We start from the raw sequence: 21,437 nt of genomic DNA, 5'->3' as shown, positions 1-21,437 counted from the left end.
CCGGCGGTCCGGGCCGCGCGGTCCCGGTAGCGGCCGGCTCCGGCGCGCGGTGCCACGTCAGTCCAGGCCGACCTCCGTCCCGCGGCCGGAGGTCCGCACGGCTTCCACGACCCGCTCGTACCGCTCGGCGGTGTCGGCCAGGACCCCAGCGGCGACCGGCAGCCGCTCCGCCTCGTAGGCGTCGAGCGCCGCGTCCGCGTCCGGTCCGGCGAGGGCGGCGGACAGGGCCCGGCCGAGCGCCGCCGCGTCCTCGATGCCGGTGTTCATGCCCAGGCCGCCGGCTATGGGGTGCACGTGCGCGGCGTCCCCGGCGAGCAGGACCCGGCCCTCCCTCATCCGGGCGGCCATGCGGACATTGACCCGCCAGGAGGAGAGCCAGGTGGGGTCCTCGAGCCGGATGCCCGGCACCCCGGCGCACCGGTCGAAGATCCGCTGGAAGCTCTCCAGGGAGGGCGGCAGCGGCTCGCCGTGCTCGTCCTGCTCGGGTGAGGCCTGCAGTTGGAAGGAGTCCGTCCCCGGCATCGGGCAGAGCAGTATTCCGCCGCCCTCCGAGGTGAACCACTGGTGCCAGACGTCCCGGCCGAGCCCCGGCGCCCTGACGTCGCCGATGACCATCGCGGGTTCCTTCTCGCCGTTGCCCTCGAAGGGGATGCCGAGCAGCTTGCGGGTGGTGCTGCGCCCGCCGTCGCACCCGGCGAGACAGCGGGCCGCGAACACGCTTCCGTCCGCCAGCTCGGCGCGCACCCCGGACTCGTCCTGGCTGATGCCGACGAGCTCCGCCCCGTACTCGACGCGCACGCCGAGTCCGGCGAGCCGGTCGCGCAGCGCCTCTTCGACCTGCCACTGCCCGATCAGCAGGCCTGCGTCCGCCGGGGTGGGGGTGTCGTTGATGTGCTCGCCGTCGAAGTACTTGCGCAGCACCACCCCCGCGGTGCCGGCGGCGATCAGGGGTTCGGCAACGCCGAGCCTCTCGAAGATCGCGAGGCTGCCGGCGAGGAGCCCCTTGCCCCGAGACTCGTGGTGCGGTTCGGTGCGCCGCTCGATGACACGGACGGCGATTCCGCGCAGGGCGAGATCACAGGCGAGCGTCAGCCCGGTGGGGCCGGAGCCGGCGATCAGTACATCGGTGTGGTTCATCGGAAGTCCTCTCCTCGTCTCTGACTCCAAGGAAAGCGACTCCCGACGCAAAAGGCAACCCGGTTAAAAAAATTACCCGGTCTCTCTTTCGTGCTACGCTGTGCGCATGGAGAACACGACGGGTCTGCGCGAGAGCAAGAAGCTCCGCACGCGCCGCCAGTTGGCGGCCACGGCGCTGGAACTCTTCCTGGAGCGGGGCTTCGACGCCGTGTCGGTGGCTGATGTCGCCGCGGCGGCCGAGGTGTCCAAACCCACCCTCTTCCGGTACTTCCCGACCAAGGAGGACCTGCTCCTCGACCGGTTCGCCGACCACCAGGACGAGGTGGCGCGCATCGTGCGCGACCGGCCCGCGGGCGCGACGCCGGTGGGAGCCGTGCACGCCCACTTCCTGACGGCCCTCGCCGAGCGGGACCCGATCACCGGGCTCTGTGACCACCCGGAGGTCCTCGCCTTCCTGCGCCTGCTCCACTCCACCGCCAGCCTGGAGTCCCGCCTGTCCCACTACACCGACCGCGAGGTCGAGCTGCTCGCCGCCGCCCTGGAGGCGGAGTCGGTGCCGCCGCTCGCCGCCCGGCTGGCGGCCGTCCACCTGGTGGCGGTCCGCCACGAGCTCGGGCGGGAGAACTGGCAGCGGCTCGATGCCGGGCGGAGCGCCGACGAGGCCCACCCCGCCGCGGTGGCCGACGCCGACCAGGCCTTCGGCATGCTCGCCGACGGCCTCGACCGAGCTCTTCCCGCGGCCCCGCCCACTCCCGACTGAGGCCCCCCGTGGCATGGAGCCCCGGGCGTCACGCCATCAGCATCCGCTTCAGCTCTCGCGCCGCGCGCGGGGGAGCCACGTCGGTGCGGTGCGCGAGTGCGATCGTCCGGCGCAGCGGCGACCCGGCAAGCGGGGTCGTCCGCAGCCCCGGGCCCGCGTCCGCCACCACCATCGCCGGGACCACCGCCACGCCCAGCCCCGCCCGCGCGAAGCCCAGTACCGCGTCCATCTCCCCGCCCTCCACGGTGAACGCCGGCTCGAAGCCCTCCGCCCGGCAGGCGGCCACGGTCAGCTCCCGCAGGTCGTAGCCGTGCCGGAACATCACCATCGGCTCGTCGCGCAACGCCGCGATGGTCAGCTCCCGGCCCCCGCCGGGCGCCGGAAGCTTCGTCGAGGACACCACCACCAGGTCCTCCGTCAGCAGCTCCACCGTCGTCAGGGCCGGCGCAGAGGGCGGCAGCGGCAGGGCGATCAGTGCCAGGTCCAGTGCCCCGCGCGCCAGCTCCCGCACGAGGTCGAGCGAACCGCTCTCCTCGATCAGCAGTTCGATCCCCGGATGCGCCGCGTGGAAGGCCCGCAGCACACCCGGCAGCAGACCCGTGCACACGCTCGGGGTGGCCCCCAGCCGGATCCGCCCGCGCCGCAGCTGCGCCAGCTCCTGCACCTCCAGCCGCGCCGTGTCCGCGTCCGCCAGGATGCGCCGCGCCAGCGGCAGCAGCGCCTCGCCCGCGTCCGTCAGCGTGATGTTGCCCCGGGCGCGGCTGAACAGTTCGGCCCCCAGCTCCCGCTCCAGCGCCTTGATCTGCTGGGAGAGCGACGGCTGGGCCACGTGCACCTGCTCCGCGGCCCGGGTGAAGTGCCGGGTCTCGGCGACGGCCACGAAGTAGAGGAGCTGCTGGAATTGCATAGGCCATGTCTATCAAGATGACCGACATCATGTCTTGGACCTTTCGGGTCCTCCGTCTCTACCGTCGACGGCATGGCTCTGGCAACGCGCACCCGGACGAGCGCCCCCTCGTTCTGGGGCTCCACCATCGGAAAGAAGACCGTCATGGCGGTCTCCGGGCTGATCATGCTCGGCTACCTCGTCGTGCACATGCTCGGCAACCTCAAGATCTTCTTCGGGGCGGACGAGTTCAACGGCTACGCCCACTGGCTGCGCACCCTCGGCTCGCCCTTCCTCCACCACGAGTGGGCCCTGTGGATCGTCCGCGTGGCGCTCCTCGCCGCCGTCGTCGCGCATGCCGTGTCCGCCTACCAGCTCAGCCGGCGCGACATCAAGGCCCGCCCGGTCAAGTACGTCCACAAGCGCCGCCGCGCGAGCTATGCCACCCGCACCATGCGCTGGGGCGGCATCATCCTCGGCCTGTTCATCGTGTGGCACCTGCTCGACCTCACCACGCTCACCGTCAACGAGCGCGCCTGGGCCGGCCACCCCTACGAGAACGTCCTCGCCACCTTCTCCACCTGGTACGGCAACACCATCTACATCGTGGCGATGGCCGCACTCGGCCTGCACGTCCGGCACGGCTTCTGGAGCGCCGCCCAGACCCTCGGCGCGGGCCGGGCCCGGCGCGAGCGGACGCTGAAAGCCTTCGCAGGCGGCCTGGCCGCCGTCCTCTTCGCGGGCTTCGTGTCCGTCCCCGTCGCCGTCATGACCGGAATGGTGAACTGACCGTGAGCAGCTACGCGCACCACACCACCGGCGAGCCCATCGCCGACACCAAGGCCCCCGAAGGCCCCATCGCGGAGCGCTGGGACCGCCGCCGCTTCGAGGCCAAACTCGTCAACCCCGCCAACCGCCGCAAGCACACCGTCATCGTCGTCGGTACCGGCCTGGCCGGCGGATCGGCCGGCGCGACCCTCGCCGAACAGGGCTACAACGTAGTCCAGTTCTGCTTCTCCGACTCCCCCCGCCGGGCCCACTCCATCGCCGCACAGGGCGGCATCAACGCCGCCAAGAACTACCGCAACGACGGCGACTCGGTGCACCGCCTCTTCTACGACACCGTCAAGGGCGGCGACTTCCGCGCCCGCGAGTCCAACGTCCACCGCCTCGCCCAGATCTCCGTCGAGATCATCGACCAGTGCGTGGCCCAGGGCGTCCCCTTCGCCCGCGAGTACGGCGGCCTCCTCGACACCCGCTCCTTCGGCGGCGTCCAGGTCTCCCGCACCTTCTACGCCCGCGGCCAGACCGGACAGCAGCTCCTCCTCGGCGCCTACCAGGCCCTCTCCCGGCAGATCGCCGCGGGCAACGTCGAGATGCACGCCCGCACCGAGATGCTCGACCTGATCGTCGTCGACGGTGTCGCCCGCGGCATCGTCGCCCGCGACCTGGTCACCGGAGAGATCTCCACCCACTACGCCGACGCCGTGGTGCTGGCGAGCGGCGGATACGGCAACGTCTTCTACCTCTCCACCAACGCCATGAACTCCAACGCGACCGCGGTCTGGCGGGCGCACCGGCGCGGCGCCTACTTCGCCAACCCCTGCTTCACCCAGATCCACCCCACCTGCATCCCGCGCACCGGCGACCACCAGTCCAAGCTCACCCTGATGAGCGAGTCCCTGCGCAACGACGGCCGCATCTGGGTCCCCAAGGCCAAGGGCGACAACCGCCCCGCCGCAGACATCCCCGAGGCGGAGCGCGACTACTACCTGGAGCGGATCTACCCCTCCTTCGGCAACCTCGTGCCCCGCGACATCGCCTCCCGGGCCGCCAAGAACGTCTGCGACGAGGGCCGCGGCGTCGGCCCCGGCGGGCAGGGCGTCTACCTCGACTTCGCCGACGCCATCCGCCGCATGGGCCGCGACAAGGTCGCCGAGAAGTACGGCAACCTCTTCGACATGTACGAGCGGATCACCGCGGAAAACCCGTACGAGGTCCCCATGCGGATCTACCCCGCCGTGCACTACACGATGGGCGGCCTGTGGGTCGACTACGACCTGCAGACCACCGTCCCCGGCCTCTTCGCGATCGGCGAGGCCAACTTCTCCGACCACGGCGCCAACCGCCTCGGCGCCTCCGCCCTGATGCAGGGCCTCGCCGACGGCTACTTCGTGCTCCCCTCCACGATCAACGACTACCTTGCCCGCCACCCCCACCGCGACACCGTCGACGACACCCACCCCGAGGCCGTGGCCGTCGTACACGAGACCCGCGACCGGCTCGCGCGACTGCTCGCCGTCGACGGCGACCGCACCCCCGACTCCTTCCACCGCGAGATCGGCGAACTCATGTGGGAGTACTGCGGGATGGCTCGCAGCGAACAGGGCCTGCGCAAGGCCCTCGACCGGATCCCGCAGATCCGCGAGGAGTTCTGGCGCCGCATCAAGGTGCCCGGCACCGGCGACGAGTTCAACCAGTCGCTGGAGAAGGCCAACCGCATCGTCGACTACCTCGAACTCGCCGAGCTGATGTGCCTCGACGCGCTCCACCGCGCCGAATCCTGCGGCGGCCACTTCCGCGAGGAGTCCCAGACCCCGGACGGCGAGGCGGCCCGTCAGGACGGGGCCTTCGCCTACGCCGCCGCCTGGGAGTTCACCGACACCGGCGCCGCCCCCGTCCTGCACAAGGAAGACCTCGTCTTCGAGTACGTCCACCCCACCCAGCGGAGCTACGCATGAAGCTCACCCTGCGCGTCTGGCGCCAGCGCGGCGCCGACGCCCCCGGCCACATGGCCTCGTACGAGGTCGACGGGATCTCCGAGGACATGTCCTTCCTGGAGATGCTCGACACCCTCAACGAGGACCTCATCCTGCGCGGTGAGGACCCGGTCGCCTTCGACCACGACTGCCGAGAGGGCATCTGCGGCGCCTGCAGCCTCGTCATCAACGGCGATGCCCACGGCCCCGAGCGCACCACCACCTGCCAGCTCCACATGCGCTCTTTCGCCGACGGCGACACCATCGACGTCGAGCCCTGGCGGGCAGCGGCCTTCCCCGTGGTCAAGGACCTCGTCGTCGACCGGGGCGCCTTCGACCGGATCATCCAGGCCGGCGGCTACATCACCGCCCCCACCGGCTCCGCCCCCGAGGCACACGCCACCGCCGTGCCCAAGGCCGACGCCGACTTCGCCTTCGAACACGCCGAGTGCATCGGCTGCGGCGCGTGCGTGGCGGCCTGCCCCAACGGCTCCGCGATGCTCTTCACCTCCGCCAAGGTCAACCACCTGAACGTCCTCCCGCAGGGCTCACCCGAGCGCGGGACCCGCGTCCTGGACATGGTGGCCCGCATGGACGAGGAGGGCTTCGGCGGCTGCACCCTCACCGGCGAATGCGCCACCGCCTGCCCGAAGGGCATCCCGCTGCCGTCGATCGCCGCCATGAACAGGGAGTGGCTGCGCGCGGTCCGCAAAGGTCCCCGCTGACCCGGCCGCCGGCCCGGCGCAGGACCCCGCCGCCGCGAGGGGCCCTGCGCCGATCGGCTGACCGGCCGGGCACCCGCCGCGCCGCGCCCCGGCGGCGCCCCGGCCATGGGAGACAGTGACCCCATGCCAGAAGCCCCCGCCGGGACCGGACCATGCCGCAGAGCCGTACTGGCCGCCGCCCTCGTCCCACTGGCCGCGACGGGGTGCTCCGGCGGGGAAGCGCTCCGCCCCCCGGCCGCCGGGCAGCAGCCCGACGCCAAGGACGCCGTGGTCATGGTGATCCGGCACGCGGAGAAGCCGTACGCCGGTGATTCCGGCTGGGACGAGGACGGCGAGGACGACCCCGGCTCACTGGCCGGGCGCGGCTGGCGCCGGGCCGAAGCGCTGCCGCGGCTCTTCGCGCCGGCCAAGAGTTCCGCACTGCCCCGCCCCGCCGCCGTCTTCGCCGCAGGCGGCAAGGCACCCGCCCCCGCCCGGTGCCGGCAGACCGTGACCGCCCTGGCCGCCGCACTGCGCACCCCCGTACGCGCCGAGTTCGCCGTCGGAGCCGAACCCGCCCTGGCCCACGCCGCGCTGGCCGGCCCCATGCCCGTACTCGTCTGCTGGGAGCACACCGGGATCCCCCGCCTGGTGCGCGCCCTCGGCGCCCACCAGGTCCTCGGCCTTCCCGCGACCTGGCCCGACCGCTACGACCTGGTCTGGCAGTTCACACGCCGTGGCGAGCAGTGGAGCTTCCGAGAACTGCCCCAGCAACTCCTGCCCGGCGACGCCTGAGCCTCACGGCAACCGGTACAGCTCGTTCCCGTGGGCGCCCAGGAGCAGGACCAGGTCGCCGTACGGCCGGACCACGGGCGTGCCCGCGAGGTGCTGCAGTTCGAACGGCTCATCGGGAACGCTGGCACCCGCCACCCAGGGACGGGCCGCGCCCGCCATGCCCACGGTCACGACCGTCACCTTCGCGCCCGGCTCCAGCCACTCGCTCCAGCAGTACGGTTCGAGGAAGAGCTCCAGCAGACGCCCGCCGTCGTCGGTGACCGGCAGCCGTGCCACCGGCACCACCGGGTCCCACGGCTCCGGGGGCACCGGGATCGCTCCTCCGCCTTGCGGTGCAATGCATCTGACGCCGCGCGCTGATTTCCCGGGGATCACCGGACAGCCCTCAGCCAACCGCTTCCGGGCTGTTGGCGAGAGCGCGGGCCAGGTACGGCGCCGTACGGCTGCCCGGCGTCCGGGCCACCTCGCGCGGGGTGCCCGCGGCGACGATCCGGCCGCCCTCCGCGCCGCCGCCCGGGCCCAGGTCGATCACCCGGTCAGCGCCCGCCACCACGTCCATGTCGTGCTCCACGACCACCACCGAATGCCCAGCGTCCACCAGACCGTGCAACTGCCGCAGCAGCACCCGCACATCGGCCGGGTGCAGACCCGTCGTAGGCTCGTCCAGCAGGTACAGCGTGTGGTCCCGGCGCTGCCGCTGGAGCTCCGTCGCCAGCTTGATCCGCTGCGCCTCGCCGCCCGACAGCTCGGTCGCCGGCTGCCCGAGCCGCAGGTAGCCCAGCCCGATCTCCTCCAGCGCCCGCAGGCTGCGCGCCGCCGCAGGGACACCGGCGAAGAACCCGGCCGCGGACTCCACCGTCAGCCCCAGCACCTCCGCGATGTTCAGGCCCTCGTACCGGACCTCCAGCGTCTCGGCGTTGTACCGCGCGCCGCCGCACTCGGGGCACGGGGCGTACGTACTCGGCAGGAACAGCAGCTCCACCGAGACGAAGCCCTCGCCCTGACACGTCTCGCACCGGCCGCCCGCCACGTTGAAGGAGAACCGGCCCGCCTTCCACCCCCGCGCCCCCGCCTCCGGGGACGCCGTGAAGAGCCTGCGCACCACGTCGAAGAGCCCGGTGTACGTGGCCAGGTTGGACCGCGGGGTCCGGCCGATCGGCTTCTGGTCCACCTCCACCAGCCGCCGTACGGGGAACCCCGGATCGGCGATGCGCCCGCCGACCTCCCGCGCCAGCGCCTGACCGACCAGCGTGGACTTCCCCGACCCCGACACCCCGGTCACCGCGGTGAACACCCCGAGCGGGAACCGCGCGTCGAGGTCCCGCAGGTTGTGCAGGTCCACCCCGCTCAGCCGCACCTCCCCGGTCGGCCTGCGCACCGCCCGGCCGGGCACCGCCGGCTCCCGCGCCGACGCGAACAGGTGCCGGGCCGTCGCCGACTCCGCCACCCCGGCCAGCGCCGCCGGCGGCCCGCTGTGCAGCACCCGCCCGCCGCGCTCCCCGGCCAGCGGGCCCACGTCCACCAGCCAGTCCGCGTGCCGCACCACGTCCAGATGGTGCTCGACGACGAAGACGGTGTTCCCGGCCTCCTTCAGCCGGTCAAGTACGCCGAGCAGCGCCTCGGTGTCGGCCGGGTGCAGCCCCGCCGACGGCTCGTCCAGCACGTACACCACCCCGAACAGCCCCGACCGCAGCTGCGTCGCCAGCCGCAGTCGCTGCAGCTCGCCCGCGGACAGGGTCGGCGCGGTCCGGTCCAGGCTCAGGTAGCCGAGCCCCAGCTCCGTGACGGGCCCGATCCGCGACCGCAGGTCGTCGGCGAGGACCCGCGCGGCCTCCCCGTCCAGGGACGCGGAGGCCAGTACGGCGTCCAGGTCCGTCAGCGCCAGCGCCGCGAGCTCGGCGATGGTCCGCCCGGCGAAGGTGACGGCGAGGGCCTCCGGGCGCAGCCGGCGCCCCTCGCACACCGGGCACGGCGAGTCGGCGAGGAACTTCTCGGCGCGGGCCCGCAGGGTGGCGCTCTTGCTGTCGGAGAAGGTCCGCATGACATAGCGGTGGGCGCTCATGTACGTGCCCTGGTAGGGCCGTTGGATCCGGTCGGCGTCCCGCACCGGGTGCACGGTCACCACCGGCTGCTCCTCGGTGAACAGGATCCATTCGCGGTCCTTCGCGGGCAGCTCCCGCCAGGGCCGGTCCACGTCGTGGCCGAGCGTCTCCAGGACGTCCCGCAGGTTCTTGCCCTGCCAGGCGCCCGGCCAGGCGGCGATGGCGCCCTCGCGGATCGACAGCCCGGGATCGGGTACCAGCAGCTCCTCGCTGGTGCGGTGGATCCGGCCGAGCCCGTGACAGGAAGGGCAGGCGCCGGCGGCCGTGTTGGGCGAGAAGGCGTCCGAGTCCAGCCGCGGCGCGCCCGGCGGATACGTACCGGCCCGCGAGAACAGCATCCGCAGGGAGTTGGACAGCAGCGTCACCGTACCGACCGAGGAGCGCGAGCCGGGGGAGGAGCGGCGCTGCTCCAGCGACACCGCCGGCGGCAGACCGGTGACGGAATCCACCTTCGGGGCGCCGATCTGGTGGATGAGGCGCCGGGCGTACGGGGCCACCGACTCGAAGTACCGCCGCTGGGCCTCGGCGTACAGCGTGCCGAAGGCGAGCGAGCTCTTCCCGGAACCGGACACCCCGGTGAACACGGTCAGCGCATTGCGCGGGATGTCCACGTCGACCCCGCGCAGATTGTGCTCCCGGGCGCCCCGCACCCGTACGTAGGGATCGTGGTCGGGCCGGGGTTCGGTGGACTGGTGCATTCGTCCCACTTTACGGCCGGGGTGCGCGGGTGAGGTCAGGGGCGGTGCCTGGTGACTGCGCCGGACACCGAAGGATGCCTCGGGTAGTCGAGCACGCTGTGCGGCCACAGGGGACGTCCGGCCGGTGTCACAGCAGCGAGGCCCTGACCCGCTCGCGCACGGGCTCGCGCCCGGCTGCGAAGTACCGCGTGACTCGGGGAAGAACAGCCGCACGCTCTTCTCGACCACTGCGGGCCGCGCGCCCGCCCGCTCGGCGACCTGGTCGCAGATCCACCGGAGCCAACCCGTGGCCCGGCCCTGCGCCCCGCTCGGATCCACCCCCCGGGCCCGCGCCCACTGCCCGACGAGCGCGAGTTCCCCGTCGGCGGGCTCCGCGCTCTGCCGCTCGCTGCGCAGCAGGTCGGCGTAGTACGCCGTCTCCAGGTCGAGGCCGGCGGCGGCGTCCCCCGAGGGCGGAGAGCCAGGCGGAGCACAGCCGGGCGCTGCCGAGGTGGGGCGCACTGTCGGCGGCCTTGTAGTTCCGGACGCCGTGCACACCGAGGACGCGGGTCATTCGGGGGGCTCCTGTGCGCGGGTGCCGCCGCAGCTGTAGACGGCGACGGCTCCATTGCCCGTCGAGGTGCCGGCCGAGCACGTGTCCACGAGGAAGACGATGCGCCGGTCCTCGCCACTCCGTCCGGCCTCCTGCTGCGCCTTTTCGATCCACCGGTCGACGTCGACGTCGCGGTCGTCGTGCGCCACGAGGGAGAGACGGCCGCTGCGATCGGCCCGACCGTGTCCGATCAGGTGGACGACGAGGATGTCGGCGGAGTTCCGGCTCAACACGCGCCTCGCACGCGTCGGTTGGCTCTCGACGCTACTCGATCCCTACGGCCGCAGGCCCGCGATACGGGCCAGCCGGGCGTACGAGTCCAGCAGGGCCGTGCGGTCGTACGTCGAGGTGGTGACCAGGAGCTCGTCCGCGCCGGTGCGTTCGGCGACCTCGGACAGCTCTGCCGCCACCCGGTCCTCCGTTCCGTGGATGTGCCCGGTGAGGGCGCCCTCGTACAGTTCCTGCTCCTTCGGGGTCATCTCCAGGGCCTCGACGTCCTCCGCAGGGCGGAGCGGCGGGAAGCTGCCGCGGGTGCGGGAGTGCGCGAGGGACCAGGCCTCCGGGAGCAGGATGCGCCGGGCCTCCTCGGTGGTCGCCGCGACGGCCACCGTCCCCGAGACCACGACGTACGGCTCCGCGCCCCGGGCGGAGGGCCGGAACTCCTTGCGGTACCCCTCCACGATCTCGGTGACCCGGCCGCGGCTGCGCAGGTCGCCCACCACCAGCGGCAGCCCCGCCCGGGCGGCGATCCCGGCGCCCTCGCCGGTTGCCAGCACGTACGCCGGTATCCGCAGGCCCTCGGCGGGGTGGGCGTGCACCTCGGGGTGTGCCCGCTGGGTGCCGTCGAGCCAGCCGAGGAGTTCGGTGAGCTGTTCCTCGAAGCGGTCGGCGTCCTCTGTGTCCCGGCCCAGCGCCCGCCGGATGCCGTTCGTGAAGCCGACCGAGCGGCCCAGCCCCATGTCGATCCGGCCGGGGTAGAGCGATTCCAGCACCCCGAACTGCTCCGCGACCACGAGGGGCTGGTGGTTCGGCAGCATGACCCCGCCCGTGCCGACCCGGATCCGTTCCGTCGCCCCGGCGACGGCGGCGGCCAGGAGGGTCGGCGCCGAGCCCGCGACGCCAGGCACACTGTGGTGTTCCGACACCCAGAAGCGGTGGTAGCCGAGGTCTTCGGCCGTCCGGGCGAGCGCCACGGTGTCGCGCAGGGCCTGCGGGGCCGGGTGGCCTTGGCGGGTGCGGGACCGGTCGAGTATCGAGAGTTTTCGGATCACACGGGAGTCAACGCCCGCAGGCCCGGAGGATTCCCGCCCGTCCCGCGCCCCCCGGCTCCCTCCCCGCCGCCGCCCCCGGCCCCCCGCCCCGCCGACCCCGGCCCGCTCGCGTCCGGGCCCGTGTCGGTGCCCGGCCATAGGCTGGCCGGATGAGTGAGAAGCGCACCTCGCGGCCGTTGGCCGTCTTCGACATCGACAACACCCTGGCCGACACCGCCCACCGCCAGCACTTCCTGGAGCGCCGCCCCAGGGACTGGCCCGGCTTCTTCGCCGCGGCGCCGGCCGATCCGCCGCTCGCGCGCGGGATCGCCCTGGCGGTGGAGAGCGCGGCCGACTGCGAGGTGGTGTACCTGACCGGGCGGCCCGAGCGGTGCCGGGCGGACACGCAGGAGTGGCTCACCCGGCACGGTCTGCCCGAGGGGCGGGTGTGGATGCGGGGCAACCAGGACCGGCGGCCGGCCCGGACGACCAAGCTGGAGGTGCTGGGCCGGATCGCCCGGGGCCGGGAGGTACGCATGTTCGTGGACGACGACGAACTGGTCTGCCAGGCCGCGCGGGCGGCCGGCTTCCGCGTCGTCGTCGCCGACTGGGCGGCGGACGCGCCCGAACTCACGTCCGGCCAGGAGGTCGAGGGCCGGACCTGAGCGGCCCAGGGGGTGTCCTTGCCGGTCCCGCATGTCCCGCAGTCCCGCCAGTCATGCCGGTCCCGCCGGCCGTGCCGAGCCCGGCGGACCGGCGGACCCTCCCGTCGGCACCGCGCCTGACCGTGCTCGCAGGTCCGGCATGGCCGGCCGGCCGCCCGCAGGGGAAGGGCCTCAGTCCTCGCCTTCGAGCCGGAATCCGACCTTCAGCCCCACCTGGTAGTGGGCGATCTCCCCGTTCTCGATGTGGCCCCGCACTTGGACCACCTCGAACCAGTCCAGGTTCCGTACGGTCTGCCCCGCCCGGGCGATGCCGTTGCGAATGGCCTGATCGATGCCCTCGTGGGAGGTGCCGACGATCTCGGTCACCCGGTACGTGTGGTTGGACATGGAGTCTCCCGACAGTGGGTCGCTTTTGCCTGGTTCTAAGGTGCCCCAGTAAGTCCGGCTGCGCGAACTTTGACCCAACAATCCCGAGCGAAAGACCCTTGACCGGCCTATTGGTCTATGCCAATTTCGAGCCATCGGAGACCGAGCCCCAGAAGGTGACCCTCTTGAAGATGCGCTTCCTCGCCGTGTGCACGGCCCTCGCGGCCGCGACCGCCCTCACGGGCTGCAGTCAGTGGGCCGATCCGGGCGCGGGGCGGCAGAAGGTGACCCTCTGGCTGATGAAGGGCAGCGCCTCCGAGGACTTCATCGACGGGTTCACCGCGTCCTTCGAACAGGAGCACCCCGACGTCGACCTGGACGTGAGGATCCAGGAGTGGACGGGCATCGGCGACAAGGTCAACGCCGTCCTGAAGGGCACGAGCAAGGAGCCGGCCGATGTCATAGAGGTCGGGAACACCCAGGTCGCGCAGTACATCGAGACCAAGGGCCTGTCCGAACTCACCTTGGAGGGACTGCGCGAGTGGGACAGCAAGCACTGGCTCAAGGGCCTCTCCGAGCCGGCGAGCGTCAACGGCGCCCAGTACGGCGTCCCCTGGTACGCCGCCAACCGCGTGGTCGTCTACAACAAGGACCTCTTCGCGAACGCCGGGATAAAGGCCCTGCCCAAGAACCGCCAGGAATGGATCCAGGCCACCCAGAAGCTCGACAAGGGCGAGCAGCAGGGCATCTACCTCGCGGGCCAGAACTGGTACGTCCTCGCCGGCTTCATCTGGGACGAGGGCGGCGAGCTCGCCGTCGAGACGGGCGGCCGATGGGTCGGCACCCTCGACGAGGAGAAGGCCCTGGCCGGCATGGAGTTCTACAAGCAGCTCCAGGCCCTCGGGGACGGACCCAGGGCCGCCGACGAGGAGACGCCCCCGCAGTCGCAGGTCTTCGCCCGCGGCCAGGTCGCCCAGATCATCGCCCCGCCCGGCCAGGCCGCCGAGATCGAGGCGGCCAACCCCGCGCTGAAGGGCAAGCTCGGCTTCTTCCCGATCCCCGGCAAGACCTCCGACAAGGCGGGCTCCGTCTTCACCGGCGGCTCCGACCTGATCATCCCGGAGCGGACCGGGAACCGGAAGGGCGCCGTCGACGTGATCACGGCCCTGGTCAGCGAGAAGTGGCAGACCGAACTCGCCCGCACGATGAGCTACGTACCGAACAGGACCACCCTCGCGCACGTCGTCCAGGGCAACGAGGGCGCCACCAACATGGCCCCCGGAGCCGCCCAGGGCCGGGCCACCCCGACGTCCGCCCGCTGGGCCGAGGTCGAGGCGAAGAACCCGATCAAGCCCTACATGACGGCCGTGCTCAGCGGCCAGGACCCCAAGCAGGCCGCCCGCGCCGCCTCCGAGGAGATCGGCCGGGTGCTCAGCTCGGACCGCTGAGACGGCGCCGCCGCCCGCCGCGGAGTCCCGCCGCCGCGACGGGGTACCGGCGAGTTCAGCGTCCGCACACCCGAGAGCCGCAGAGCGGTCATGTCGAATCCAGCCGGTCACGGAAGAAGTAAAGGAGCCAGGCCACCACCTGTCGGCCCGGCCCTCCGTGCCCGGTTCAGGAGCCGCCATGACCATCGCACCCCTGTCCCCGTCCCTCTCCACGGCCCCCGCCCCCACCTCCCCGCTCCTCACCCCCGCCCCCGCCCCCCGCCCGGCCAAGGCCGCCGCCCCCTCCTCCGGCCCCCACTACACCGTGCGCCTGGCCCGCGACGAGGACGAGGTACGGGCCGCGCAGCGCCTGCGCCACCAGGTCTTCGCCGGCGAGCTCGGCGCCCGCCTCGACGGCCCCGACCCGGGCCTCGACGCCGACGCCTTCGACGCGTACTGCGACCACCTCCTCGTGGTCGACGAGGAGGCCGAACAGGTCGTCGGCACCTACCGGCTGCTGCCTCCCGAGCGCGCCGCCGTGGCGGGCCGCCTCTACTCGGAGGGCGAGTTCGACCTCTCCGCGCTCGCTCCCATCCGCCCCGACCTCGTCGAGGTGGGCCGCTCCTGCGTGCACCCCGACCACCGCAACGGCGCCGTCATCGCCCTCATCTGGGCCGGCCTCGCCCACTACATGGACCGCGCCGGCCACAACTGGCTCGCCGGCTGCTGCTCGATACCGCTCGCGGACGGCGGCGTCCTCGCCGCGGCCACCCGCGAGAGCGCCCTCACCCGCAGCCCCGCACCCGAGGAGTACCGCGTCACCCCCCACGTCCCCTGGAACCCCGAAGGCATCGACTGCCCCGACCGCATGGAACTGCCCCCGCTGCTGCGCGGCTACCTGCGCCTGGGCGCGTGGGTCTGCGGCGAGCCCGCCCTCGACGCCGAGTTCGGCTGCGCCGACCTGTACGTGCTGCTCTCCCTGCGCCGGACCAACCCGCGCTACCTGAAGCACTTCCGCTCGCTCATCCCGGGCGCATGAGCGTCTGGCTGCCCACCTCGCCCTGCACCCCCGAGGCCTGCACCGGCCACGAGGGGCGCACCGCGAGCGTCCCGCACGCGGTCCTGCGGCTCGCCGGCGCCTTGGCGCTGATCCTGCTCGGGATCCTGGGCGCGCCGCCGGTCCGGCTGCTGCCGGCCGGCCCCCGGCAGGCGGTGGTACGGGCCTGGTCGGCCACACTGGTGCGCGCCTTCGGCATACGGATCACCGTGCATGGGAGCCCGGGCCGGCGCGGCGGCCGCCTGCTCGTCGCCAACCACATCTCCTGGCTCGACATCCCGCTCGTCGCCGCCGTCATGCCCAGCCGGATGCTGGCCAAGAGCGACATCCGGGCCTGGCCCGTCCTCGGCCGCCTCGCCGGGCAGGCCGGAACCCTGTTCATCGAGCGCGACCGGATCCGCGTGCTGCCCGCCACCGTCACCACGATGACCCGCGCCCTGCTCGCCGGCGATCGGGTCACCGTCTTCCCCGAGGGCTCCACCTGGTGCGGGCGCGCCCACGCCCAGGGTGCCTTCCGCCGGGCCGCCTTCCAGTCCGCCCTGGACGCGGAGGTTCCCGTACAGCCCGTCCACCTGGCGTACGTGCACCCCGACGGGAGCCCCGCCGGGGCGCCCGCGTTCGTCGGGGACGACGCGCTGACCGCCTCGCTGTGGCGGATCGCCCGGGCCCGCGGGATCCGGGCCGAGGTCACGCTGCTGCCGCGGATCCCGCCGGGCCGTCACACGGACCGGCGGGACCTCGCGGCCGCCGCGCAGCGGGCCGTGACCGGCCGCGCGTCCGAGCGGACGCCGCGGACGGTCCTACCCGGTCAGACCGCCGGCCCGTCGGCGACCGACAGGGACAGCGCGAAGCGTCCCGCCGCGTCCGTCCACCACTGGGTCAGCTCCAGCCCGGCCGCGGCCAGCTCCTTCCGTACGCCCTCCTGACGGAACTTCGCGGACACCTCCGTCAGGATCTCCTCACCCGCCGCGAACGGCACCACCAGGTCCAGAGCCCGGACCTTCACCGTCAGCTCGGACCGGGCCCGCAGCCGCATCTCGATCCACTCCTGCTCGCTGTTCCACACCGCCAGGTGCTCGAAGTCGACGGTGTGGAAGTCGGCGTCCAGCTCCCGGTTGATGACGGCCAGTACGTTCTTGTTGAACTCCGCCGTCACCCCGCGCGCGTCGTCGTACGCCGTCACCAGCACGGCCTCGTCCTTCACCAGGTCCGTGCCCATCAGCAGCGCGTCCCCGGGCGACAGCATCGCCCGTACGGACGCCAGGAACACCGCCCGCTCCGGCGGCAGCAGGTTGCCGATCGTGCCGCCCAGGAACACCACCAGCCGGGGTCCGGGAGAGTCCGGCAGGTGCAGCGCAGCGGTGAAATCCGCCAGCAGGGCGTGCACCCGCAGCCCCGGATGGTCGGCGAGCAGCGTCTCGGCCGCGCCCCGCAGGGCGCTCTCGCTGACGTCCACCGGCACATAGGTGTCCAGCGCCGGCATCGCCTCGATCAGGTGCCGGGTCTTCTCGGAGGAGCCGGAACCGAGCTCCACCAGGGTGCGGGCGCCGCTCACGGCGGCGATCTCCCGCGCCCGTTCCAGCAGGATCTCCCGCTCCGCGCGGGTCGGGTAGTACTCGGGCAGCCGGGTGATCTCCTCGAAGAGTTCACTGCCCCGCGCGTCGTAGAACCACTTGGGCGGCAGCACCTTGGGCGTGTGGGCCAGCCCGTGCAGCACGTCCGCGCGCAGTGCGGTCTCCGCCGCGTCCTCGTCGAGGGTCCGGGTCAACTGGAAGCTGGTCACGGGCGGTTCTCCTTGAGCGGGGTCAGTCGGACCCGGGTGGGGGTGGCGGTCAGCAGGGTCCGGTCGGGCACTTCGCACCACCGGGTGTCGTCGTCGTACGGCTCGGAGGCCACCACGGTGCGCCTGCCCGCGGGATCGGCCAGGTACCAGAGGGAGTCGCCCCAGGCGGTGGCGGCGATCGCCGCTCCGTCCGTCAGGAGCAGGTTCAGCCGGGAGCCGGGCGCGGCCGTGGACAGCTCACGCACGGGCTCGGCGAGCGCCGTGCCCAGGTCGTCCCCGGCCCGCAGGCGGCGTCGTACCAGCGCCCAGACCAGCGCCGAGTCCGTGCGGGCGGCCAGCTGGAGCAGCTCCTCGGGCGGCAGCGCCGCCGCGAGCGGGGCGGCCGCCGCGGGCCAGTTCCGCATCGCGCCGTTGTGGCTGAACAGCCACGGCCCGTCCGTGAACGGAGCGGCAGCGGCCTCCCCGTCGGCTCCGGCCAGCGTGGCGTCGCGTACGGCGGCCAGCACGGCCCCGCTGCGTACGACCCGGGCGAGATCGGTGAAGGTCAGGTCGCCCCAGATCGGTCCGCCGCGACGGTAGCGGGCGGGGACCGGGTCGCCCTCCGCGTACCAGCCGACGCCGAAGCCGTCGGCGTTGACCGTGCCGTGCTTCTGGCGGCGCGGCTCCCAGGACTGGCGGACCAGTGAGTGCTCGGGCTCGCTCAGCAGCCTCGCGAGCGCCACCACCGGCCCCACATAGGCGAGATGGCGGCACATCAGACGTCCCTCGCGGTGCGGAAGCCGGAGAAGATCTGCCGCCGCACCGGCAGGTCCCAGTTGCGGAAGGTGCCCCGGCAGGCCACCGGGTCCACCGCGAAGGAACCGCCCCGCAGCACCTTGTGCTCCGGGCCGAAGAACACCTCCGAGTACTCCCGGTAGGGGAAGGCCCGGAATCCCGGGTACGGCAGGAAGTCGGAGGCCGTCCACTCCCACACGTCGCCGATCAGCTGGCGCACGCCCAGCGGGGACGCCCCCGCCGGGTAGCTGCCCGCGCGGGAGGGACGCAGGTGGCGCTGTCCCAGATTCGCGTGGGCGGGCGTAGGGTCGGCGTCGCCCCACGGGTAGCGGGCCGACCGGCCGGTCGCGGGATCGAAGCGGGCCGCCTTCTCCCACTCGGCCTCCGTGGGCAGTCGACGGCCCGCCCAGCGGGCGTAGGCGTCCGCCTCGTACCAGCTGACGTGCAGAACCGGTTCCTCATCGGGGACGGGCTCGATCACCCCGAAGCGGCGGCGCAGCCACTCGCCGCCCTCGCGGTGCCAGAACAGCGGTGCCTCGATGGAGTGTTGGCGGATCTGGTCCCAGCCGGGAGCCGCCCACCAGCGGGGTTCGCGGTAGCCGCCGTCCGCGATGAAGGCGCGGTACGCGCCGTTCGTCACCGGCAGGGTGTCCATCCAGAAGGCCGCGGTCTCCCGTTGGTGCGCCGGCCGCTCGTTGTCCAGCGACCACGGCTCGGCGGAGGTCCCCATCGTGAACGGGCCGGCGGGTATGAGGACCTCGCAGGCGCCCGGGGGGTCGTAGGGGGCGTCCGGCTCCGGGGCGGTCAGCACGGGAGCGCCCCGCCTCAGTTGATGGGTGATCAGCATCGTCTCGTCGTGCTGCTGTTCGTGCTGGGCGATCATCCCGAAAACGAATCCATCGTCCAAGAGCGCGCTGCCCTCCAGCGGGGTGCGCTCCAGCAGGTCGAAGACCCGGCCGCGGACCTCGGCCGCGTACCGGCGGGCCTCCTCGGGCCCCAGCAGCGGCAGCTTCGGCCGTTCGGCGCGCGGATGCTCGAAGGCGTCGTAGAGGGGGTCGATCTCCGGGCGCATCGACTCGCGTCCGGCGACCCGGCGGAGGAGCCAGAGCTCCTCCTGGTTCCCGATGTGCGCCAGGTCCCAGACCAGCGGCGACATCAGGGGGGAGTGCTGGGCGGTGAGGTCGGCGTCGTTCACCGCGTCGGTGAGGGCCGCCGTCCGGGCCCGCGCGGCGGTCAGTGAGGCGGCCGCCCGTTCTCGCAGCCCGGGGTGGGATTCGGTGGTCATCGCAGGGCCTCCTTCCCTTCGGGCCGCAGCTGCGGCGGCTCGTCCCCCGGACATCGGCCGCGCAGTACGAAGCGCTCGCTGAACGCGCCGACGGTGTCCCGGACGTGCCTGCTCGCGCCGAGGCGGGGCAGTGCCTCCGCCGCCGCGCGGAAGCAGGTTTTGGCTGCCGCCCGCAGTTCGGGATCGGTCAGACCGTGCCGGGCGGCGGACCGCCAGAGCGGATTGCGGGGCGCGGGCTGCGAACCGTAGGCGTCGGCCAGGGCCTTGGTCACCCGGTAGGCGGTCTCGGCGGCCTCGGGGTCGTCGAACAGCGCGTGCACGACGGCCACCGGTACCAGCCAGCCGTCGTCGCCGGGCTGCGCGTCGATCATGCGCAACTCCATGTGGCCACGCGGCCGCACGGGCGGGAACAGCGTCGTGAGGTGGTAGTCCAGGTCCTCGGCGGTGGGCGCCGGCAGGGCCCGCCCGGCGTCCCCCGCGCGCAGCCAGTCGCGGAACGTCGTACCGGGCGGGACGTCCCACGGCTCGCCCGCGTACGACCGTACGCACATCACCTCGGTGTCCAGCGCCTGCCGTACCCAGCCGTCCCGCGGGCCCGCGTCCAGCGGCGGGGCGAGGGTGCGCCGGGAGTCCAGGTCGTTCCAGATCCCCTGGCGGGAGCAGCGCCAGCCGGCGTACGGGCCGTCGTGTGCGGGGGAGTTGGCGAAGGCGGCCACCAGGACCGCGCCCAGCAGGTGGGCCATTCGCCAGCGCCGGCCGTGGCCGAGCACGCCCGGCTCCTCGTACCCGGCGTCCACGCAGACCTGCACGGAGGCGGAGGCGCACATCATGGCGCGGCCCGCCGGGCCGGTGCGGTCGAAGTAGGCCTCCATCGCGTCGTAGCGCGGGCTGTTCAGCAGCCGGTGGTACGGGAGGCGGGTGTCCCGGCCGAGGCCGTGCAGAACCAGTCCCTGCTCGCGCAGGGCGGCGCGGACGGCGGTGAGGTCGTCCTGGAGCCCGTCCACGCACCCGGTGAGGGAGGTGGCGGGGGGCGAGCTGAGTTCGAGCTGGCCGCCGGGCTCGACGGTCACCCGGGAGTTCAGGGGGAGCGCGCGGGCCGCGGCGTGCGCCGCCCGGAGCCGCTCGGGGGTCACGCGCAGTCCGGGCCGCTCGGCGTCCAGGACCAGCCATTCGAGTTCGGCACCGAGCAGACGGGGCGGGCCGGTCTTGAAACAGATGCCGTGGATCAGGTGCTCCGCCTGCGTCTCACTGATTGCGGGGGCGGGTGGAGCGTCGTTCGGCGGGGGTGGGGGAACGGGTGGGTCGAGGGGCATGACCGGGTCCTCTTCTCCTGTCGTCGGCCGTGACATCACCCGTGCCTACCCCTCCGCCGGGCACAAAATCCTTTGCCGCCGGGGAAAGGAGTGCCGAGGATGGCGGCGTGAGCAGCAGATTGCGCGAGATCGCGCGGGAGAACGCGGAGATCCTGGCGGCCGGGGGGTACCGGACGCGGTCGGGGCGGCAGGTCGAGCTCGCCGCCGCCCTGGCGGACGCCAAGGCAGGAACCAGAATATATGGACCAAACCGGGTCATTCCAGGCGAACGGATCGTGGGTGGCGGCCGCGCGACCGCCGTCGAGGTCACGGGGGAGAGCAGCACGGTCGCTGCCCGGAGGCTCGCGGCGGATGCTCCGGCGGGGACGGCGGCGGCCGGGGTGGCGGTCCTGAACTTCGCGTCGGCCCGGAATCCCGGGGGCGGCTACGTCCGGGGGGCCAAGGCCCAGGAGGAGGCCCTGTGCCGCGCTTCCGCGCTGTACGAGACGTTGCTGGAGGCCCCTGAGTACTACGAGGTGCACCGCGCGGAAGTCAGCACCTTCTACACCGACCGGGTGATCCACTCGCCCGCGGTACCGGTCTTCCGCGATGACCGGGGCGAGCTGATGGAGTCGCCGTTCCTGGCCGGCTTCCTGACCTCGCCCGCTCCCAACGCGGGCACGATCCTGCGGCAGGAGCCGGAGCGGGCCGCCGAGATCCCCGGGGCGCTCGCCCGGCGTGCGGAGCTCGTCCTGGAGGTGGCGGCCTCGCACGGGTACCGGCGGCTGGTGCTCGGGGCGTGGGGCTGCGGGGTGTTCCGCAACGACCCGGCGCACGTGGCCGAAGCCTTCCGCGGGCTGCTGTCGGGCCGGTTCGCGGGAACCTTCGACCGCGTGGTCTTCGCGATCCTGGACCGCAACCCGTCCACCCGCGAAGCCTTCGAACGAGCCTTCGCGGCGTTCCCGGCCGGAGGGCGCGGCCCCGGCCCGCAGGCATAGCCGCGCCGCGGACTTCGGGACGGCTCCGCCGGCCCGTGCGGGAGGGCAGCCCGAGGCCGTTCGGCCGGGGGCCGCGCAGGCACCCGCGGTACGGGTCCACCGGGCGG

The 21,437-nt window shown here is 73.2% G+C and carries 21 protein-coding genes; 10 read left to right on the top strand and 11 right to left on the bottom strand.

The genetic code is table 11. The features are described from left to right. Positions 1–57: 57 nt before the first annotated feature. On the bottom strand, positions 58–1,137 hold the full coding sequence (locus AB0F82_RS01495; RefSeq protein ID WP_362622554.1) for an FAD-dependent monooxygenase: 1,080 nt from the start codon (positions 1,135–1,137) through the stop codon (positions 58–60). Between the two features lie 106 nt (positions 1,138–1,243). Here AB0F82_RS01495 and AB0F82_RS01490 point away from each other — a divergent pair, with 106 nt between their 5' ends. Continuing rightward, a complete protein-coding gene (locus tag AB0F82_RS01490) occupies positions 1,244–1,897 on the top strand; it encodes a TetR/AcrR family transcriptional regulator (RefSeq protein ID WP_356811004.1) in 654 nt (217 codons plus the stop codon). Between the two features lie 28 nt (positions 1,898–1,925). Here AB0F82_RS01490 and AB0F82_RS01485 read toward each other — a convergent pair whose 3' ends face one another. Further along, positions 1,926–2,804 (bottom strand): LysR family transcriptional regulator, encoded by an 879-nt coding sequence (locus AB0F82_RS01485; protein ID WP_356811003.1) that lies wholly within the window; start codon positions 2,802–2,804, stop codon positions 1,926–1,928. Positions 2,805–2,876: 72 nt separating this feature from the next. Between AB0F82_RS01485 and AB0F82_RS01480 the strand changes: the two genes are divergently transcribed. The 4 genes from AB0F82_RS01480 (at position 2,877) to AB0F82_RS01465 (ending at position 7,041) form a co-directional block, all read left to right on the top strand. After that, the gene (locus AB0F82_RS01480; RefSeq protein WP_362622551.1) at positions 2,877–3,572 is read left to right on the top strand and encodes a succinate dehydrogenase; all 696 of its coding nucleotides are present in this window, start codon (positions 2,877–2,879) and stop codon (positions 3,570–3,572) included. Between the two features lie 2 nt (positions 3,573–3,574). Beyond that, positions 3,575–5,524, top strand: coding sequence for a fumarate reductase/succinate dehydrogenase flavoprotein subunit (locus tag AB0F82_RS01475; protein ID WP_362622548.1), 1,950 nt, complete (start codon positions 3,575–3,577; stop codon positions 5,522–5,524). Beyond that, a complete protein-coding gene (locus AB0F82_RS01470) occupies positions 5,521–6,267 on the top strand; it encodes a succinate dehydrogenase/fumarate reductase iron-sulfur subunit (RefSeq protein ID WP_356811000.1) in 747 nt (248 codons plus the stop codon). Before AB0F82_RS01475 ends, AB0F82_RS01470 begins: the two co-directional genes overlap by 4 nt. A 123-nt stretch (positions 6,268–6,390) precedes the next feature. After that, positions 6,391–7,041: a hypothetical protein gene (locus AB0F82_RS01465; RefSeq protein WP_362622546.1), complete on the top strand. Its 651-nt coding sequence runs from the start codon at positions 6,391–6,393 to the stop codon at positions 7,039–7,041. Positions 7,042–7,044: 3 nt separating this feature from the next. Here AB0F82_RS01465 and AB0F82_RS01460 read toward each other — a convergent pair whose 3' ends face one another. From AB0F82_RS01460 to AB0F82_RS01445, 4 genes are all read right to left on the bottom strand, one after another. Beyond that, a complete protein-coding gene (locus AB0F82_RS01460; RefSeq protein ID WP_362622543.1) occupies positions 7,045–7,350 on the bottom strand; it encodes a hypothetical protein in 306 nt (101 codons plus the stop codon). Positions 7,351–7,426: 76 nt separating this feature from the next. Then, positions 7,427–9,841, bottom strand: a complete 2,415-nt coding sequence (locus tag AB0F82_RS01455) for an excinuclease ABC subunit UvrA (protein ID WP_362622540.1) — start codon at positions 9,839–9,841, stop codon at positions 7,427–7,429. 549 nt (positions 9,842–10,390) lie between these two features. Further along, positions 10,391–10,663: a hypothetical protein gene (locus AB0F82_RS01450; protein ID WP_362622537.1), complete on the bottom strand. Its 273-nt coding sequence runs from the start codon at positions 10,661–10,663 to the stop codon at positions 10,391–10,393. 45 nt (positions 10,664–10,708) lie between these two features. Continuing rightward, positions 10,709–11,704: an LLM class flavin-dependent oxidoreductase gene (locus AB0F82_RS01445; protein ID WP_362622534.1), complete on the bottom strand. Its 996-nt coding sequence runs from the start codon at positions 11,702–11,704 to the stop codon at positions 10,709–10,711. A gap of 149 nt (positions 11,705–11,853) precedes the next feature. On the opposite strand from AB0F82_RS01445, the gene AB0F82_RS01440 reads away from it, so the two are divergent. After that, positions 11,854–12,348, top strand: coding sequence for an LNS2 domain-containing protein (locus AB0F82_RS01440; protein WP_356810993.1), 495 nt, complete (start codon positions 11,854–11,856; stop codon positions 12,346–12,348). 171 nt (positions 12,349–12,519) lie between these two features. On the opposite strand, the gene AB0F82_RS01435 is transcribed toward AB0F82_RS01440, so the two are convergent. Continuing rightward, positions 12,520–12,735: a dodecin gene (locus AB0F82_RS01435; protein WP_030663252.1), complete on the bottom strand. Its 216-nt coding sequence runs from the start codon at positions 12,733–12,735 to the stop codon at positions 12,520–12,522. A gap of 164 nt (positions 12,736–12,899) precedes the next feature. Here AB0F82_RS01435 and AB0F82_RS01430 point away from each other — a divergent pair, with 164 nt between their 5' ends. The 3 genes from AB0F82_RS01430 (at position 12,900) to AB0F82_RS01420 (ending at position 16,124) form a co-directional block, all read left to right on the top strand. Continuing rightward, positions 12,900–14,162 carry an extracellular solute-binding protein gene (locus tag AB0F82_RS01430; protein ID WP_436842005.1) on the top strand — a complete coding sequence of 421 codons (1,263 nt, stop codon included), beginning with the start codon at positions 12,900–12,902 and terminating at the stop codon, positions 14,160–14,162. Between the two features lie 178 nt (positions 14,163–14,340). Beyond that, on the top strand, positions 14,341–15,180 hold the full coding sequence (locus AB0F82_RS01425; protein WP_362622532.1) for a GNAT family N-acetyltransferase: 840 nt from the start codon (positions 14,341–14,343) through the stop codon (positions 15,178–15,180). Next, positions 15,177–16,124, top strand: a complete 948-nt coding sequence (locus tag AB0F82_RS01420) for a lysophospholipid acyltransferase family protein (RefSeq protein ID WP_362622529.1) — start codon at positions 15,177–15,179, stop codon at positions 16,122–16,124. Before AB0F82_RS01425 ends, AB0F82_RS01420 begins: the two co-directional genes overlap by 4 nt. Here AB0F82_RS01420 and egtD read toward each other — a convergent pair. The 4 genes from egtD to egtA are packed head-to-tail and all read right to left on the bottom strand — an operon-like array spanning position 16,007 to position 20,353. Then, positions 16,007–16,981, bottom strand: a complete 975-nt coding sequence (gene egtD, locus AB0F82_RS01415; RefSeq protein WP_362622527.1) for an L-histidine N(alpha)-methyltransferase — start codon at positions 16,979–16,981, stop codon at positions 16,007–16,009. The genes AB0F82_RS01420 and egtD overlap by 118 nt on opposite strands. Next, positions 16,978–17,736: an ergothioneine biosynthesis protein EgtC gene (egtC, locus tag AB0F82_RS01410; protein ID WP_362622524.1), complete on the bottom strand. Its 759-nt coding sequence runs from the start codon at positions 17,734–17,736 to the stop codon at positions 16,978–16,980. The genes egtD and egtC overlap by 4 nt, the downstream gene beginning before the upstream one ends. After that, the gene (gene egtB / locus AB0F82_RS01405; RefSeq protein ID WP_362622522.1) at positions 17,736–19,040 is read right to left on the bottom strand and encodes an ergothioneine biosynthesis protein EgtB; all 1,305 of its coding nucleotides are present in this window, start codon (positions 19,038–19,040) and stop codon (positions 17,736–17,738) included. The genes egtC and egtB overlap by 1 nt, the downstream gene beginning before the upstream one ends. Next, positions 19,037–20,353 carry an ergothioneine biosynthesis glutamate--cysteine ligase EgtA gene (gene egtA / locus AB0F82_RS01400; protein WP_362622521.1) on the bottom strand — a complete coding sequence of 439 codons (1,317 nt, stop codon included), beginning with the start codon at positions 20,351–20,353 and terminating at the stop codon, positions 19,037–19,039. Before egtA ends, egtB begins: the two co-directional genes overlap by 4 nt. Before the next feature lie 107 nt (positions 20,354–20,460). Here egtA and AB0F82_RS01395 point away from each other — a divergent pair, with 107 nt between their 5' ends. Beyond that, positions 20,461–21,330 carry a TIGR02452 family protein gene (locus AB0F82_RS01395; protein ID WP_362622518.1) on the top strand — a complete coding sequence of 290 codons (870 nt, stop codon included), beginning with the start codon at positions 20,461–20,463 and terminating at the stop codon, positions 21,328–21,330. The last annotated feature ends 107 nt before the right edge of the window (positions 21,331–21,437 follow it).

Origin of the sequence: Streptomyces virginiae (assembly GCF_040638905.1) — a bacterium.
Classification (GTDB): Bacteria; Actinomycetota; Actinomycetes; order Streptomycetales; family Streptomycetaceae; genus Streptomyces; species Streptomyces virginiae_B.
Note: the sequence above shows the minus strand (reverse complement) of the source record. Positions and strands in the feature narration are given on the sequence as shown.

Excerpts from the sequence above, each read along its gene's own strand:
- AB0F82_RS01495 (WP_362622554.1), bottom strand. The coding sequence starts at position 1,137 with ATGAACCACACCGATGTACTGATCGCCGGCTCCGGCCCCACCGGGCTG.
- AB0F82_RS01490 (WP_356811004.1), top strand. The coding sequence starts at position 1,244 with ATGGAGAACACGACGGGTCTGCGCGAGAGCAAGAAGCTCCGCACGCGC.
- AB0F82_RS01485 (WP_356811003.1), bottom strand. The coding sequence starts at position 2,804 with ATGCAATTCCAGCAGCTCCTCTACTTCGTGGCCGTCGCCGAGACCCGG.
- AB0F82_RS01480 (WP_362622551.1), top strand. The coding sequence starts at position 2,877 with ATGGCTCTGGCAACGCGCACCCGGACGAGCGCCCCCTCGTTCTGGGGC.
- AB0F82_RS01470 (WP_356811000.1), top strand. The coding sequence starts at position 5,521 with ATGAAGCTCACCCTGCGCGTCTGGCGCCAGCGCGGCGCCGACGCCCCC.
- AB0F82_RS01465 (WP_362622546.1), top strand. The coding sequence starts at position 6,391 with ATGCCAGAAGCCCCCGCCGGGACCGGACCATGCCGCAGAGCCGTACTG.
- AB0F82_RS01455 (WP_362622540.1), bottom strand. The coding sequence starts at position 9,841 with ATGCACCAGTCCACCGAACCCCGGCCCGACCACGATCCCTACGTACGG.
- AB0F82_RS01440 (WP_356810993.1), top strand. The coding sequence starts at position 11,854 with ATGAGTGAGAAGCGCACCTCGCGGCCGTTGGCCGTCTTCGACATCGAC.
- AB0F82_RS01435 (WP_030663252.1), bottom strand. The coding sequence starts at position 12,735 with ATGTCCAACCACACGTACCGGGTGACCGAGATCGTCGGCACCTCCCAC.
- AB0F82_RS01425 (WP_362622532.1), top strand. The coding sequence starts at position 14,341 with ATGACCATCGCACCCCTGTCCCCGTCCCTCTCCACGGCCCCCGCCCCC.
- AB0F82_RS01420 (WP_362622529.1), top strand. The coding sequence starts at position 15,177 with ATGAGCGTCTGGCTGCCCACCTCGCCCTGCACCCCCGAGGCCTGCACC.
- egtC (WP_362622524.1), bottom strand. The coding sequence starts at position 17,736 with ATGTGCCGCCATCTCGCCTATGTGGGGCCGGTGGTGGCGCTCGCGAGG.
- egtB (WP_362622522.1), bottom strand. The coding sequence starts at position 19,040 with ATGACCACCGAATCCCACCCCGGGCTGCGAGAACGGGCGGCCGCCTCA.
- egtA (WP_362622521.1), bottom strand. The coding sequence starts at position 20,353 with ATGCCCCTCGACCCACCCGTTCCCCCACCCCCGCCGAACGACGCTCCA.